Genomic DNA, 16,271 nt, shown 5'->3' on the forward strand with positions numbered 1-16,271 from the left:
CGCATCTCAATACCTCGTCAAAACCTCCATCAGCAACAGAATAGAAACCAGTTTTTTAGACGATTGATATTCAGGATTCAATTGTTCACGGATTTCACCCAAAGCTTTGCTTAATTTGTTACTTACCGTTTTATTGCTTATTCCCAATGCTTCTGCGGTTTCATTAACAGACATATTTTTCCTTATCCTCATATCATATACCTGCTGTTCCGTTGAAGGAAGCCGGGCAACCACTTCATCAATCATTGATAATAAAACACTGATCTCATTTTCCTCAAGAATCTCAAAATAGTCTGTATCTGATATCTCAAATTCATTGGGGATGTCAAACTCATCAATACTCAGTGTGGGAGGGGCTTTTTTATAACTGTTATAAAAATCAAGAATACGGTAATGAAGATGGCGGAGAAGGTAGCCTTTTGCACTTTCGGAATCGTCAGTCTGTATTGTATCTGTATTCTCAAGAATCTTTATCCATAGGTTCTGAAGGATTTCCTCAGCAACTTCTTTATCCCGGGTCCGTACAAAAACAAAGTTATATAGACTATCCCAGTATCGGTCATACAGCAGCATAAATGCAGGACGGTCGCCTGATTTTATTTTCTTTAATAATGTATAGTCTGTTGGGCTCATATTGTTGATGCAAAATTACCTAAAGGAAAATTAACTTTTTGTGAACTTTGGGTATGGTAAGATTAAATATTTCTGAAAAACGGGGTCAAAATAAGAATGTAATGTTGAGTAAATGTGAAAAATGATGAAAATTATTAACAATTTGCTCGTAATGTGAATATAACGTTAAGGATGCCCTGGGGAAGTTTTTTATTTTCACTGTCTTATAGATAGAAGTATCTGTGAATACCATGAAAGACTTTATGAAAAATCGTTTAACATATAAAAATATTGAAGCATTTGTTTTCAGACTTTGGGAACGGGAAGTTTCTGAAGACCCAATTTCTGAAAAGGAAAAAGAACTTTTAACAAAATGGAGAATCCGGACTGAAAAAGATCTGGATGCTGTTCATAAAAAAGAATCCAGAGAAAGGATATTATCCGGACTGGAACATTATTTTCCTCAAACAGATATTTCTAGGCATTCTGTAAAAAGGTTTAGAACTAACCTGTATAAAATTGCAGCGGTTATTATTCTGCTTTTGTCGTTGGGAAGGATTTTCACTTATACAATGTTCATTAAGCCCGATGTTTATCTTGCCAAATCAGAAAATCGTATTGTTCATCTTGAAGACGGATCTGTGGTTACCCTTTTACCAGGTGCTGAACTTACCGTTGAAAAATCATTTCCAGCCTCTACCAGAGTGGTGGATTTAAAAGGGGATGCCATCTTCTCCGTAGCCAAGTCAAAAGTACATCCTTTTGTAGTACGTGCTGATGGTTTCAGTACTAAAGTATTGGGAACTGTATTTAAAATCTCACAGTCTGGAAAGAAGAAAGCAGTTGATCTTTATGAAGGGAAGGTGGCTGTATCTTCTCCGGGAGTTCCGGTTTCTTTCCTAAAGCCGAACCAGAAATGGACAAATTTCGGGATTGCACATACTACAGCGGTCATTTCAATAAGTCCGGTGAAAAACTCAGCAAAGAAAGTTTCAGCAATACTGTCTTTAAGCTTTAACGATGTCCCTTTAAAAGAGGTAGTAACTGTTCTTGAGAGCAGCTATAGTACAAATATTTCGTATCCTAAAGATGCTGAAGATAAGAAGATCACGGCAGACTTTACCGGCGGAACGGTAGGAGAAAATATTGAATCACTGGCTTTCATTCTGGGATTGGAAGTACAGAAAAAAGAAAACACCTATATCCTGAAAAAATAAAATACTACTCAAAAAAAAATAAATAATCATAATCAAGAGAACACTTTAAGTATGAAAAGTTTGAAATGTGGGATTACCATAGCAGCCTTATTTTTTACTGTAGCCGCAGAAGCACAGGAGCTGGTTCAGAAAGTAACATTTTCTGTACCTGCCAACAGACCGTTGATTGAAGTTTTGGAAGAATTTGCCGGAAAAACGGGAATGAGACTGGCTTATTCCAAAGTAGATATTAAAGAACTGAAGGTAAAAGGAGTGAAATGCGAAAATACTTCCGTCAACAACTGCCTGAAGGATATTACCAATGGTCTTCCTGTAGTATTCCGTCTGCATGGTGATCTTATTTCGATAAAATATGAAAATTCTAACATTTCTGTACTGGGAAACGGACGTATTTCCGGTAAAATAGTGGATGAGGTAGGAAATCCCATTACCGGAGCAGAAATTACTATAGCCCAGAAAACCGTAGTAACAGATAATAACGGAGATTTTACAGTAGATCTTCCCGCAGGAATCTATAACCTTACCATAAAAGCTTCAAAATATAATACGCTGAAGGTTCAAAAACTATCCGTCATCAATAAAGAAACAAGCTCCGTATCATTTGCTCTGAACAAAGCTTCCGATAAAATTACAGACATTAAAGAAGTTGTGATTACAGCAGCCCGCAAAGCAGATACACAGGCAGGGCTTCTTGCCCAGCAAAAAAAAGCGGCACAGATGAGTGATGGTATTTCAGCAGAACAGATCTCGAAAACACCCGATAGCGATGTAGGAGGAACTCTGAAAAGAGTAACAGGAATTACAACTATTGATAATAAATATGTAGTCGTAAGATCTATGGGTGAGCGATGGAATACGGCAGCAATGGACGGAATTAATCTCCCAAGTACGGAAGCTTATAATCAGAATTTCTCATTTGATATCATTCCCACAGCTATGGTGGAAAGTGTAGTGGTGAGTAAATCTGCAACACCCGATATGAATGCCAGCTTTGCCGGAGGTTATGTAGAAGTAAGAACCAAAGACATTCCCAACGAAAATTTTACGACGGTAACCATGGGAACTTCTTATAACGACCAGTCGGCATTCAAAGAATTCCTGACTCGCAAGCGGGGAAAGTATGATTATTTCGGATATGACGACGGAACCAGGGATTTCCCCAAAGGACTCGAGGCCGTGAACTGGACGGATCCGAAATTTTTTGAACAGTCCAGACAATTTACCAATGACAATTTCAGCACCTATAAAACCAGAGGTGATATGGGATCTAATATACAGCTGGCCCTGGGAAGAACTTATGCTCTGAAAAACAATAATAAATGGGGATTTGCTGGAGCATTTGTCATCAGAAACGAACAAAATAAATTGGATATCGACCATACGGGAAGAGGAAACTGGCTGGATACCACAGGAATGCCGGATGCCAATGGACAGATTCCGTTTTACAACTTCAAAAACAGCGGAGCTTCTTACAATTATAATTCTACGCTGGCAGGGATGTTGAATTTCGGATTGCAGTTGGGAAAAAACAGAATTTCATTCCGTAATTCATATACCCATATTTTTGATAATACATTGACAAGAGTTACAGGATGGAATGAATACTCAACCGGAAGCGGAATGGCTGCCAATGCTGAATTAGCCTATAATTATTTTTATAACGGAGTGATTCCCAATAATGATCCGGCTCAGATCAAAACATTAGACAGACCTTATACCGATAACACAAACTATCCGATTTTCCAGACCCTTTTGCAAAATAAACTGGAAGGAAGCCATAAAATAGGAAATACAGAGATCAGTTGGTTTGGGGCCCGTACAGGAGTTGCTTCCGATACCAAAGATTACACACAGTATATTACCCGATATGATTTTATCGGAAATGAAATTTTAGCCTTTCATAAGATCTACAATTCCGGTGCAGATTTCTACAGAGGATATATTGAAAACAGAGAAACAGACTACAACTATGGAGCTTCCGTGAAATGGGATATGGATGCAGGAAGTTTTAAAAATACTGTTAAAACGGGATATGCAGGGGCTATAAAAAACAATACCAACCAACAGCAGAAGTTTTTTCTTCGTGTTGATGAAAACCGGGACGTTCCGAATAGCGAGAAGAACTATTTGACGATGTATGGTTCGCTTGCTGACTGGTTTAATGGATCTCATTATGTTCCGGGTGGTATTGGTTGGGAAACCAGAGGACTCTATAAAAATGACAAATATGAAGGAGAAGTTAATCAGCATGCTGTATATGTTATGTTTGATAACCGTTGGAAGAAGTTAAGGTTGGTATGGGGACTTCGTGCAGAATATTTTAAATACAACATGATTTCTCAACAGCTGGATCCTTCAGATTCCAAGTATATCATGAGAACGGCTATTGAAGATAAACCATGGCAATGGATGCCTTCAGTGAATTTTACATACAGTCCTACCAATAAAATTAATTTGAGACTTGCTTATAATAAATCAGTAATTCGTCCTCAGTTTAATGAAAGAACAGGGCTTCCCTATTTTGATCCAATTGCTAATGGTTTGATTTACAATACGGAAATGAGTTCTTCAGTCATTAATAATTATGATTTCAAATTTGAATGGTTTCCGGGGCTGGGCGAGATATTTTCCGCAGGACTGTATTACAAAAATATAGACAGACCTATTGAACGTGAAGGGCATATTTCCAGTGAAGGGAATCTCTTCTTATACAACGGAAATTCAAAAAATGCAAAGCTTATAGGAGTGGAAGCCGAAGTGAGAAAAAGTTTAGGCTTTATTGCGGACGGAACTTTTTTGGAAAAACTTTTCATAAGTGGAAACTTTACCTATAACCATACGAAAGTAGTTGCCTTTAAAGACCTGTATAAAACGGGTGATAATGATGAAACCTACGAAGTGAAGCGCCCGCTTTACGGACAGACTCCCTACGCCTACAACCTTGGATTGATCTATGATGGAAGTCGTCTGGGAATGAGTTTTTTGTATAACGCAAAAGGAGATCAGTACATCACGGTAGGATATGCTTACAAAGGAGAGGAAATCCAGCGCCCTTATGCAGTGGCCGATGCTCAGATCTCTTATAAATTCCTTCGTAACAGAAATTTTGAAGTGAAATTTAATGTAAGAAACCTCTTCAACAGAGTGAAGGAGTATTATAACAATTTTAATTCTTATCTGGCTGCAAAAGATGGAGGAGGAAGTAATGTAGGTACAGAAAGAGAAGGCTGGGGGCTTCTTCCCGGAGCAACAGACAAGTATGATAAAAATATTGATAAGATTATGTTTCGGGCGTACAGCGGAAGAATGTTCAGCTTAAGTGTGAATTATACTTTTTAAAAAGAAGACACCAAATGTAAATATAAAAAGAGCTCAGATAGCATCGTACAGGTTTCGGTAACCTGATCAAAAACTGGAAGAATACTGATGAAGCGCACAGCAGTACCGGTTCAGAAAAAACCGAGCGTTAATGGCTTTTCCCAGGTATTAACGGTTTCAATGGGAACTTCCCCAATGCAGCTCCTCCTGCAGTGACGGATGAATTCTAAAAACCAAATCGAAGGAATAGAGAGGCAGATATTCCTGAATATTAAAAAACTGATCTGGTATAAAATAACACGACCGGATTTATTAAAAATTATAACAATGAAAAGACTAACTCTAATTGCAGTGGCAGCATTATCTCTTACAGCTTGTCAAAACGATCAACTGGCGGATTCATCATCTCCATTCGAAATGAAATCTACTTCTGCTGAGTACCTTACAGCTTCGGCTCTTCCGGTAACCAGCGTAAGTGGTGCTATTACTACAAATACTACATGGAGCGGTGTAGTTGAATTAGATGGAGTTGTAACCGTAAAAGATGGAGCTACACTTACAATCCAGCCGGGTACATTCATTAAAGCTAAACCAAACACAAGCAATACAGCTACAGGAGTTTTGGTAATTGCTAAAACAGGAAAAATTAACGCAGCAGGTACTGAAGCACAGCCAATCATCTTCACAAGCTACAAATTGTTAGACGGAAACGAAGATACAACTGCTGCTCCTGGTGATTTCGGAGGTGTTATCATATTAGGAGATGCTCCTACCAACACTCCTTTCACAAAAACAATTGAAGGATTATCTGGTCCTGATTTCTATTACGGAGGTACTAATGCGTCTCACAACGGTGGAACATTAAAGTATGTACGTATTGAGTTTGCAGGATTCGATCTTTTAGCTCCAAACTCAGGAAACGAAATCAACGGTCTTACGTTAGGAGGAGTTGGAAACGGAACTACTTTGGATCATATTCAGGTATCTTTCGGGAAAGATGACTCTTTTGAATTCTTCGGTGGTACTGTAAACGCTTCAAACCTTGTTTCTTTCGCTGCAGATGATGATAACTTCGATTTCGATAACGGATATACAGGAACTATCACTTGTGCGCTTGCTTTGGCAGATTACAACTCTACACACAGTCTTAGCGGATCAAGCCCGGATTCTAACGGTATCGAGCTTGATAACAACGCAGACGGTTCTTCTACATCATTGTTGACTCACCCGGTTATCAACAACCTTACGATCATTGGTTCTAAGAACTCTACTAAAGGTGCTTTGTATGAAAATGGGATCCACATCAGAAGACACGGAAGATTAACATTAAATAACGCTGTGGTTACAGGTTACCCTGTGGGAATCAAAGTAGAAGGTACAGGTTCTGAACTTTCTTCAGCTTCAGCATACAACACAATCCAGATCCACGGATTTACTACTTCAGTTACAGGTACAGGAACAGCAGGAATCCCTGCAGCTAACCTGGCGACTGGAACTCCTGCATCTCTATGGGGTATGAGCCAGCCTTTCTTCAACGAAGGTGGTTGGAATGTATCTCCAAGAAACTGTGGAAACTTCCAGGGACTTTGGACAAAATACAATTTCTCCATTGTAGAATAATAAAAACTTTAAAAAGCAGGGAACAGCACATGCTGATTCCTTGCTTTTACTTCAAAAATTTAATAATCAGCATTATGAAAAAAATAATTTTATCATCTGTTCTGTTTTTATCTCACCTGGCTGCAGCACAGTCTCTGGTTTGGGGAAGTTCTTTTGATACTCCTGCTGACCTTCAGGGATGGACTTTCCATGATTTGAACAGCAATGGCAACGGATGGGTACAGGGGCAGAATATCTACCACAACGGAACATCTTTAGTCTATGGAACTACCGGCGTTCTTCGTCACTCCATCAGTTTGGTTCCAACTGGAAGTGCTACAGGATTTGCAACAGAAAATGACTGGATTATTTCTCCTCAGATTGATCTTACAAATACTGCAGGAACCGTTACTCTTGCTGCCTATATCGGGAGACAGAGATCTACTCATACTATTGTTGCCAGAGAGCTTTTTATCTATGTAAGCACACCACAGAAAGAAGTTCCTACACTATCGGACTTCCAGGCAATGACAGTGGATGCAAGTGGAAATGATGTTCAGAGTATTTATAAAATACAGGTAGGTGATTCAGCTAATCCCTTTCCGGCTGATCTTACCCAGTTTGTAGAATCCCTTGTGGATCTTTCTGCTTTTGCAGGAAAGAAAATCTATATAGGAATGTGGTCAAACAGAAAAACAAGCGGAAATAATGTCCAGAATATCAATATTGATGAAATGGGAATCTACGCTACTTCATTTTTGGGAACTAAGGATGTAAAAAGAAACAAAATTGCAACACAAATAGCACAAAATCCGGTAAAAGAAACGCTGCAGCTGCAACTTAATCCGGCATTGAAAGAAAATATGACGGTGGTAACCATTTACAACGCAGCAGGACAAAAAGTACTTACCGCTCAGTATTCTAAAGAGATTAATGCAACAGGTCTTACACCTGGAGCTTATATAGCAGAAATTACAGACGGAAACACTACAGAAAGGTTGAAGTTTATTAAAAAGTAACTCTTCATCCTCTGGAAACTGATTCTGGAAATACCATGAATTTTAATATAAGATAATGGATAGTATTTGATAAAGGCTATCCAGAACATATCCAACTAGTTTTTTTATAATTATATATTGCCCTGCATTTGGGTAGGGCAATATTTTTTAAGTTTTACAATGAAATAATTGAAGAAAGATGAATAGAATCTTTGCATTACTACTATTATTTACTGCATTGTTATCATGCACAGACAGCAACACAATGGAGTTGTATGATAAAGTACAGAAACCCGGAGAGGTTAATATCAAAGGATTTTCCAAGCCCGATGTCCTTCAGTTGAGGTTCAATGGGCAGCCCGTATCTATTGATGGAAAAACCACTTATACCAATAAAATAGAAACCCAGCTTCAGTTTGTTCTTGATCAGGAAGAAACCAATAAACTGTCAGTATATAATAATGAAACGGGAACCGAAATTGCAAAATACAATATTACGTATGACAATATAAATGATTACAAAAACTTATACTTTTTCAATCTTCCTGGGATTTATCTGCAGACTTATGCTGTAAAACCCCAGGTAAATCTTGGAAAAGTAGGGTTTGAATTTATTTTCCCCAATCTGGGCGAACTTTCAGGAACCACACTGAAAGACGTGAAAGGCATTCTGAAAAGAGAAAATGGAGTGGTACTGGCAGAATTTGACAACATTGGAAAAGACAATTTTACCGCAGTAAAAATCTACAGTTTTTTCAGTTCTACAGCTCCTGTTTATTTGGAATTGTATAAACCGGGAACCACAGAACCTTATTCCGGGTCTAAAATGATTCAGGTGAAATTGAAACAGCACACAGGGGCAAATATGATTGTTCTTCAGGAAAAAATGGAAAATGGAGAATGGGTGGTAAAAGGAGATATTGATGTCGCAGAATATCTGTAATTGTGTATGAGAAACTTTTTAAAACTTCAATGCATTGCGATCGCAGTCTTTCTCATTTCGTGTACGAATAATAATGACGAAAGCGCACCTGTTTTTCCGGAAGGAAGTACAGAATCTGTGAATCTATGGGTTCAGGACAGTATGAAACGGTATTATTATTGGGCAGATCAGATGCCTGCAAAACCAGATTATCGTCTTCCTGTAAAGGATTTTTTTAAAAGTCTCCTGTCTTCCCAGGACCGGTTTTCTTTTATGGTCAATACAGAAGATTCTTCTACTTATCCACGTTCCATAAGGAATATGTACGGGTTCGACTATACCGTTGCCAAGCTTGCCAATAACCAGGTCGTTACAATCATTAAGCTTGTTCTTCAAAACTCTCCTGCCTTCAATGCAGGGCTGGAACGGGGAATGATTATTACCAAAATCAATGGGAAAGTTATTACAGCAGCGAACGCAGAATCAATGGCTTCATCCATTAAAGATCAAACCGTTGTAGATCTTACGGTAGGAAAATGGCAAAATGGAGCAATTACGGATGAAAAAAATATTACCGTTTACTATGGCTTCTCTTTTGAACAGCCCATTCTATCTAAAATTTTTGATAAAAATGGTAAAAAAGCAGGATACCTGTACATCTATGATTTTCCAGACGGAATGACTCAGGCTTTGAATCAAAAATTTGCAGAATTTAAGGCTGCCGGAGTACAGGAACTGATTCTTGATCTTCGCTATAACTATGGAGGTTCGGTATCGTCTGCCGCAGCGCTTTGCTCATTGATTCCTTCAGGGCTGTCATCTGGTTCGCCATTCATTATTTTTAAAGGAAATAAAAACGGAGGAGAAGTAAAAAGAACATTTGCCCAACAGATCGCTTATGATCCTAAAGCTCTTGATTTTAATGCTCTGCGTGCCAATGCATTGGGATTGCAGAAAGTATTTATTCTCACATCCAACAGTACAGCATCTGCAGCAGAAATTGTCATCAACAATCTGAAGCCGTATATGCAGGTTATTCAGATCGGAGATACTACTTTAGGTAAAGATATGGCAGGATTTGTAGTGGAAGACAAGCGGAAACCAAGAAAAATCTCCTGGCAGATTCATCCGGTAATTTATAAAGTGTTTAATGCCAGCGGAGCCGGAGAATATAGTAATGGAATTACTCCACAGATCATTGTCAACGAATATGCAGGACTGCCGCTATTACCTTTGGGGGATGCTAATGAAACCCTTATTTCTTCCGCACTTAACGGAGGTTATTTCAAATCTGCAGGTCAGGAAAAGAATGGAAACGTTACAATTCTATATCAGAGTGACGTGCCTCCGGTTATGATGGAAAAATAGAATTTGAAAAGTGTTTTAATAATAAAAGTAAAAAATAATATATCGAATAGTAAAAGTAAAAAATCAAATCTCTTTATTCTTTTACCTATTCAGAAACTCAATAAAATCACAAAATCATGCAGGGAATAGAACCGAAACTTCACATGAACCTGACCAGCCGTATTGAATATTACCGTCTGTTAATAGAAGCTGCAGAAGATCCTGAAAGCCAGCCTTCGGAGGTGGCGACACAAATTTCAGAACTGGGTCATCTGTATGAAGAATATCTGCTTAATAAAAAGAATCTGGAGAACAGCATCAAAAACTATCGGCAGTATCATAATGATTTACGGAAAAACCTTACCGTAAGACTTCGGGAGCTTAGAAGAAAGGCAAGACAGAAATAATGCCTGAAAATTCCTTTATCACTTGATTTTACTATGAAATTCATACCTTTATGACATCAAGTTGAAGGATGACAGGTTTATGAATTTTAATCACACAGAACTTTTCGGTTATTTGCATCTTTTCTGGCAGTTTTCCTGGCCAGAATGGATAGTGTTCAGCCTTATCATTAACTGCTTTCTGTATCTGTTTTCTATAGGTTTATATGTTTTTATTGAAAAAACCTGCCGTAAGAGCCTGCTGCAGGAAAGAAATCATCCTGTCACAAGATCCGACTTCTATCTCAGTCTCTTTACTATAATCTGCAACAGCTTTGTCATGCTGCTGGGAGCTGTCTTATGGAAAAACGGATGGATTGTGCTGGGAGAAACTCAATCGGTAGTTAGGATGACAGCAGAAGTTGTGGCCTTGCTTCTTTTGATGGATCTTCTGATGTATTTCTTTCATTATGGAGCCCATCTGCCTTTTGTTTATAAAATTCTGCATAGAAAACACCATGAGCATGTAAGTACCAATTTTCTGAGCCTTTTTGTTCTTCATCCTCTTGAAACCATAGGATTCGGATTGATGATGCTCGCTTTGCTTATTGGGTATGATTTCTCTGTAGTTTCCATTTCAATTTACCTTCTGCTCAACCTTATCTGGGGAACCATTGGACATCTGAACAGAGAGTTTTTTCCGGCCTCTTTTGATCGTTTTTTTGTGGGAACAACCAGATTTCACAACCAGCACCATTTGGATGAGAGTAAAAATTTCGGATTTTATACTTCTATTTGGGATAGGGTGTTTGGGACGTATAAGTAGGAGGGAAGAGGGAGGCAGGAAGATGGAAGTTGTTACTGCGATGTAACAATGTAATTATTCCCAAACGCAAAGTTTAAAGATAAATGATTTGCTTCATTAGTTGATTGAAAATCAACTCTTTCTTAGTTCTCTTAAAATATTATCCAATTTAAAATAACCTTTGCGTTGAAGTATTCTAAATCCTAAGTTATTAAGAACAATGAAGAGTATTAAGCTGAAGTCAACTCATGAGATTGCTTCACCTGTGGTTCACAATGACAATGCAGTTCAACTTAATACTCTTAAAACCTTATTAGCCTTAATGGTTTAAAGGTTAATTTTTATTTAGTAGATTTCACGGCAGATTTGATAGCTTTCTCAACCATTCTCCAGTCATAAAAGTGAAATACTCTGCCATTGCTCATCGCAACGAAAACTCCTTTAGGAAATTTAGGACCTAAATTAACATTTGTTACTTCAGAACCATCACTTTCCAGCGTAGAAACAGGAATTTCAGCAATTCTTCCTTTGGACTGATCTTCTCTTAAGTAAACGTTGAAGGTGTCATTCTGCTGATTTGAAACCAGAATATATCCCTTTCCTTTAGAAGTAGAATAGATTGAAATTCCTTCCACATCAGATTTAAAATCTCCTTTCCCAAAGACAGATAATTCGTCATTTCCTTTGGCCGGATCTGCATAATATTTGTGAACGCCAAACTGCTCATCAGAATAATAGATATAACCCATTTCATCATCTACAGCAATGCTTTCAATCTCCTTCAGGCCACTATATTTTCCAAATTTACGAACAACTTCTCCTGTAATGACACCATCTTTTTCAATCAGTTTATACTGCCAAAGGTAGCCGTCAGCCGGACCTGATTTTCTTCCCACAATGACAAAAATTTCTTCTGTCTGCGGATTTTTATACATTGAAATTCCCATCGGACCACGTTCAGATTCTCCGTCAAATACAGAGATTTCTCCAATTTCTTTCAGTTCAGGGAGCGTATATAATTTTACTTTGTTGGTTTCTCTTTCCGTTACGGCAGCGATGTCCGTTTTTTTACCATTGAGCATAAAACCATATTCCAGATCAACATTATTGGGACGTTTCAATCCCAAAACCTTATTGATGATTTTTCCGTTAAGGTCAAAGGCGTACAATCCGCCATCCGTGTCTTTATCGGTTCCAATGATGATACTTTTTGAGGCATCTTGTGGATTGATCCATATAGTGGGATCATCCGTATCATGAACCACAGTTTCCGTGATAACAGTTGGTTTTAATTTTTCTGCTAAATCTTTCTGCCCTGTACAGTTCATCACAAAAGGAAGAACTGAAAGAGCCAATATATAATGTATGTTTTTCATGTGTATTTAAAAATCAAATTTCACCCCCATTGTAAACCTAGGTCTGTAATATTCAGCCTGAGCGGTTCTGCTTTGGATTCCCTGATAGTACCTTAACGGCTGATTCGTCAGATTATTGGCTTCTGCAAAAACTCTTAGCTGGCTTGTAATCTTGTAGGAAGCATTGGCATCAAGAAAAAACTGTTTGTCATAATAACGGTCGTCAAAGGCTTTTCCTCCCAGTTCATCAATATAATGAGAGGCGTAGTTCATGGAAACTCTGGCTGAAAAACGTTTGTTTTCCCACGAAAGAGATCCGTTGAACATATGAGGAGCTGCTCCCGGAAACCCTACATCTGTTCTTTCAATGCCTTCTTCATTGGTGATTCCTTTTGCTTTGGATTTGGTATAAGTATAGTTTACATAAACTCCAAGACCTTTCCAGAAAGCTCCGGGGATGAAGTCAAGCTGTCTTTGTAAAGCCACTTCAAAACCATAAATATCTACATTATCACCATTACGCTGCTGGGTAAACTTCCAGTTGCTTTCCCCTGCAGGAATAGGGTTAGATTGCCCGGCAAAATCATTTGCGAAATCATTTGCCGTATAATTTCTTTGGGAATAGGTGTAAATAAAGTTATTCAGGTTTTTATAAAAAATACCTCCTGAAAGAATTCCTACAGACTTAAAGTACTTTTCTGCCATAAAATCAAAATTATACGCATAGGTTGCTTTTAAGTTTGGATTTCCTGCGGTCACAATTTCATCCTCTGAAATAACATTTAAGTAAGGAACCAATGAGTAATAATTCGGGCGTGCAAGAGCTGTGGTAAAGGCTGCACGAAGCACAAGATCCTGTATCGGAACATATTTAAAGGAAATATTCGGAAGAATATTCGTATAGGTATTGGTATTATTGATTTGCCCTGCCAGATCCTTTTCGTTCATTACATAATTTCCGGTATAATCAATGCTGGTCGTTTCAACACGCGCTCCAACAATCATGGATAATTGATCATTGAAATCCTGATCCCAGCGGATATAACCTGCATAGATCTGCTCCTTTGCATTGTAGTTGCTTGAAAGATATTTCTCAGGCTTTAATTTACCATTAAACAAAGTAGGATTGAATAAATCCAGTCCTCCCAGATACGCTGGATCAACGAATGCTCCCGGAACATAATTTCCCGGCTGGAAGTTCTGGCCGTCAAGATATATTGTCGGCACAGACAAAAGACTTCCCATAGTGCTGACAGGAGTAAAAGCATAGAAATCATTTTCTCTTTCTTTTTTCTTCAGACGCATACGGAAACCGGTCCTAAGACGTCCTTTCTGGCCATCAATTACAGAAAATGGAAAACGGACATTCACTTTTGCTCCCAGTTCCTTTTCCTGTGTAAAATTATTCGCATCCGAAAGGTCACTCAATTTATAACTTCCTAAATTATCTGCAGCAAGAAGATTGAACATCGGTTTTTCAGGATTACTAAGGTCAGGAGAGAAATTCATTTTGCTGTTTTCAAACTCAATATAACGCTGATGAGGCTTATCTTCACTAGCAATGGCGTAGTTTACTGACCAGTCGAGATCTACCTTGGAACCTAATAAATGTTCTCCTCTTAATGCATAGTTCTGAACCTTTTGTTTTTCAAGGCGGGTATTGTCATTATCTGCATCACCACCTTTATTTTGTCTTGTGATACTTCCTTTCCAGTCTGTAATTTCGGTTTCATCAGCGTTATAAACAGGTTTTATTTTATACCCTAATGCCAGCCTGGTTTCCTTGTCATTTCTGAAATTATACATTGCAGAAGCGTAGATCTTGTTTTTGGAATTGAATTCATAATCCATATTAAGATCAAAACTATGTCTGATACGGTGTTCATTATAATAACGTACACCCATTTTGCTTACATAAACAGTCTGTGCAAGATCATTCGCCTGGCTCCATACCGGTTCTATATTATCCGATCCAAAATTGTTGTTGTTATAGGAAAAACTGAATACAGCACCCAATTTTTTGTCTAAAAACCGGTTTCCATAGACAAATCCTGCGGTATAATTTCCTTTTTCACGGATCGGGTTGTATCCTCCGGCAACGGTTGCAGAAATCCTTTGTCCGTTCGGGGAAGCTCTGGTAATAAGGTTTACAGAACCTCCGATGGCATCAGCGTCCATATCAGGGGTTAGAGTTTTATTAACCTCAATCGTGGAGATCATGTCAGAAGGAATCAGATCCATCTGTACATTACGGTTATCTCCTTCAGCAGAAGGAATTCTGTCACCATTCAGGGTAACGGAGTTAAGATTGGGAGCAAGTCCTCTGATAATTAAATTTCTGGCTTCTCCCTGGTCATTCTGTATGGTAACTCCCGGAACACGTTTCAAAGCATCCCCGATATTGGCATCAGGAAAACGCCCGATCTGATCAGAAGAAATGACATTGGTAATATTGGCGTTGTTTTTTTGCTTGTTTAAAGCTCTTGCCTGATTTTTTAAAGTAGCTCCTGAGACTACAACTTCTGCAATAGAGGTTTCTTTTTTGTCGAAAATAATATTCTGGCGGGTATTTTTCTCAGATTCAACTGTCACGTTGTATTCATGAACACCATAACCAAGATAATCAATTTTCATGGTATAACTTCCCGGAGGAACATTCAGGAAAACAAAGTTTCCATGCTCATCTGAGGTTGTATAAATATTCCCCGGACTCAGAGAAATTTTGGCTCCCGGCAGGGCAATTTTCGAGTCGTCATTAATGTTTCCGGAAAGAGATCCGGTTTGTGCATAGAAAAAAATAGAGGCACAAAACAAAACAGATGTAAAAATTTTCTTCACTTTTCCTTTTTTAGATAAAAATCACAACAAAATTAAACGTCTGTTTGGGGAAAGTGTTGAAGAGAAAATTAAGTGTTTCTTAAGAATTGTTAATACAGAGTTTTGTAAAAGATAAAAGATAAAAGATAAAAGATAAAAGATAAAAGATAAAAGATAAAAGATGTTATTGCTAAAGTTCAGACGAAAAAGGTTTGATGATAAGATAAGTATGGATTCGTATGGGATGACAAACTGTATGGATACACGAATATAGTTGATGAAATAATTATTAATACACACGCATATTGTCATTCCGTAGGAATCCAAATAATGTATTTAAATTTTGAAAATATTAATCATTAAGTATTTCCTGCACAATCATTTTAGATTTCTCTATCAATTCATTGGATCTGTAAAGCTGGCTTGTGAGTATAGAGCTTTCAAAAAGAAGATAGATATGGGCTGATATAACATCATTTTGAAGGTCTTCAGTGAAGCATTCTCTCAGCTTATTTTTATGATATCGGATTACCTTGTGGATCTCTTCCTTATCAGCCGGAATTTCAGATAAAATATTCAGAAAGCTGCATCCTCTGAAGTCTTCTCTTTTATTCATATCAATCAGAAAATCAAAAGACTTCAGGATTTTTTCCTGTACTGTTTTTGCTTCTGATATAAATTCTTCAAGCTCAGACGCCCAGTAGTTATATCTTTTATTAAGAAATTCAATGCAAAGTTCATCTTTAGATCTGAAATGCTGATAAAAACTTGCTTTTGATACTTTTGCCTCTTCAATAACCTGATTGATCCCTGTATTGTTGTAGCCCTGTTGATGGAAGAGGATCATAGCGGTGCTTACTATTCTTTCACGAGGTTTGGGCATAGTTTAAAATTTACC

At 37.9% G+C, this 16,271-nt stretch carries 12 protein-coding genes; 8 read left to right on the forward strand and 4 right to left on the reverse strand.

Annotated features, from left to right (window positions below):
* Positions 1-6: 6 nt before the first annotated feature.
* Positions 7-633: an RNA polymerase sigma factor gene (locus tag FW780_RS00100; RefSeq protein ID WP_149831644.1), complete on the reverse strand. Its 627-nt coding sequence runs from the start codon at positions 631-633 to the stop codon at positions 7-9.
* Positions 634-875: 242 nt separating this feature from the next.
* Here FW780_RS00100 and FW780_RS00105 point away from each other — a divergent pair, with 242 nt between their 5' ends.
* The 8 genes from FW780_RS00105 (at position 876) to FW780_RS00140 (ending at position 11,222) form a co-directional block, all read left to right on the forward strand.
* Entirely contained in the window at positions 876-1,829 is a 954-nt protein-coding gene (locus FW780_RS00105; protein ID WP_241676804.1) for a FecR family protein, read from the forward strand.
* A 51-nt stretch (positions 1,830-1,880) separates the two neighbouring features.
* Positions 1,881-5,168: a TonB-dependent receptor gene (locus FW780_RS00110; protein WP_149831646.1), complete on the forward strand. Its 3,288-nt coding sequence runs from the start codon at positions 1,881-1,883 to the stop codon at positions 5,166-5,168.
* Positions 5,169-5,474: 306 nt separating this feature from the next.
* A complete protein-coding gene (locus FW780_RS00115; protein ID WP_149831647.1) occupies positions 5,475-6,767 on the forward strand; it encodes a hypothetical protein in 1,293 nt (430 codons plus the stop codon).
* A 74-nt stretch (positions 6,768-6,841) separates the two neighbouring features.
* Positions 6,842-7,765 carry a T9SS-dependent choice-of-anchor J family protein gene (locus FW780_RS00120; protein WP_149831648.1) on the forward strand — a complete coding sequence of 308 codons (924 nt, stop codon included), beginning with the start codon at positions 6,842-6,844 and terminating at the stop codon, positions 7,763-7,765.
* Between the two features lie 178 nt (positions 7,766-7,943).
* Positions 7,944-8,687, forward strand: a complete 744-nt coding sequence (locus tag FW780_RS00125) for a hypothetical protein (protein ID WP_241676805.1) — start codon at positions 7,944-7,946, stop codon at positions 8,685-8,687.
* Between the two features lie 6 nt (positions 8,688-8,693).
* Positions 8,694-10,034 (forward strand): S41 family peptidase, encoded by a 1,341-nt coding sequence (locus FW780_RS00130; RefSeq protein ID WP_149831649.1) that lies wholly within the window; start codon positions 8,694-8,696, stop codon positions 10,032-10,034.
* A gap of 116 nt (positions 10,035-10,150) precedes the next feature.
* Positions 10,151-10,420, forward strand: a complete 270-nt coding sequence (locus tag FW780_RS00135) for a hypothetical protein (RefSeq protein ID WP_047384268.1) — start codon at positions 10,151-10,153, stop codon at positions 10,418-10,420.
* 79 nt (positions 10,421-10,499) lie between these two features.
* Positions 10,500-11,222, forward strand: coding sequence for a sterol desaturase family protein (locus tag FW780_RS00140; protein ID WP_149831650.1), 723 nt, complete (start codon positions 10,500-10,502; stop codon positions 11,220-11,222).
* A 320-nt stretch (positions 11,223-11,542) separates the two neighbouring features.
* Here FW780_RS00140 and FW780_RS00145 read toward each other — a convergent pair whose 3' ends face one another.
* The 3 genes from FW780_RS00145 to FW780_RS00155 all read right to left on the reverse strand — a co-directional run bounded on the left by FW780_RS00145 (position 11,543) and on the right by FW780_RS00155 (position 16,256).
* Complete coding sequence (locus FW780_RS00145) at positions 11,543-12,577, reverse strand: phytase (RefSeq protein ID WP_149831651.1); 1,035 nt, start codon at positions 12,575-12,577, stop codon at positions 11,543-11,545.
* A 6-nt stretch (positions 12,578-12,583) separates the two neighbouring features.
* The gene (locus tag FW780_RS00150; protein ID WP_149831652.1) at positions 12,584-15,394 is read right to left on the reverse strand and encodes a TonB-dependent receptor; all 2,811 of its coding nucleotides are present in this window, start codon (positions 15,392-15,394) and stop codon (positions 12,584-12,586) included.
* Between the two features lie 331 nt (positions 15,395-15,725).
* Positions 15,726-16,256, reverse strand: coding sequence for a TetR/AcrR family transcriptional regulator (locus FW780_RS00155; RefSeq protein WP_149831653.1), 531 nt, complete (start codon positions 16,254-16,256; stop codon positions 15,726-15,728).
* Positions 16,257-16,271 lie beyond the last annotated feature (15 nt).

The sequence above is a fragment of the Chryseobacterium sediminis genome (assembly GCF_008386505.1).
Lineage (GTDB): Bacteria > Bacteroidota > Bacteroidia > Flavobacteriales > Weeksellaceae > Chryseobacterium > Chryseobacterium sediminis.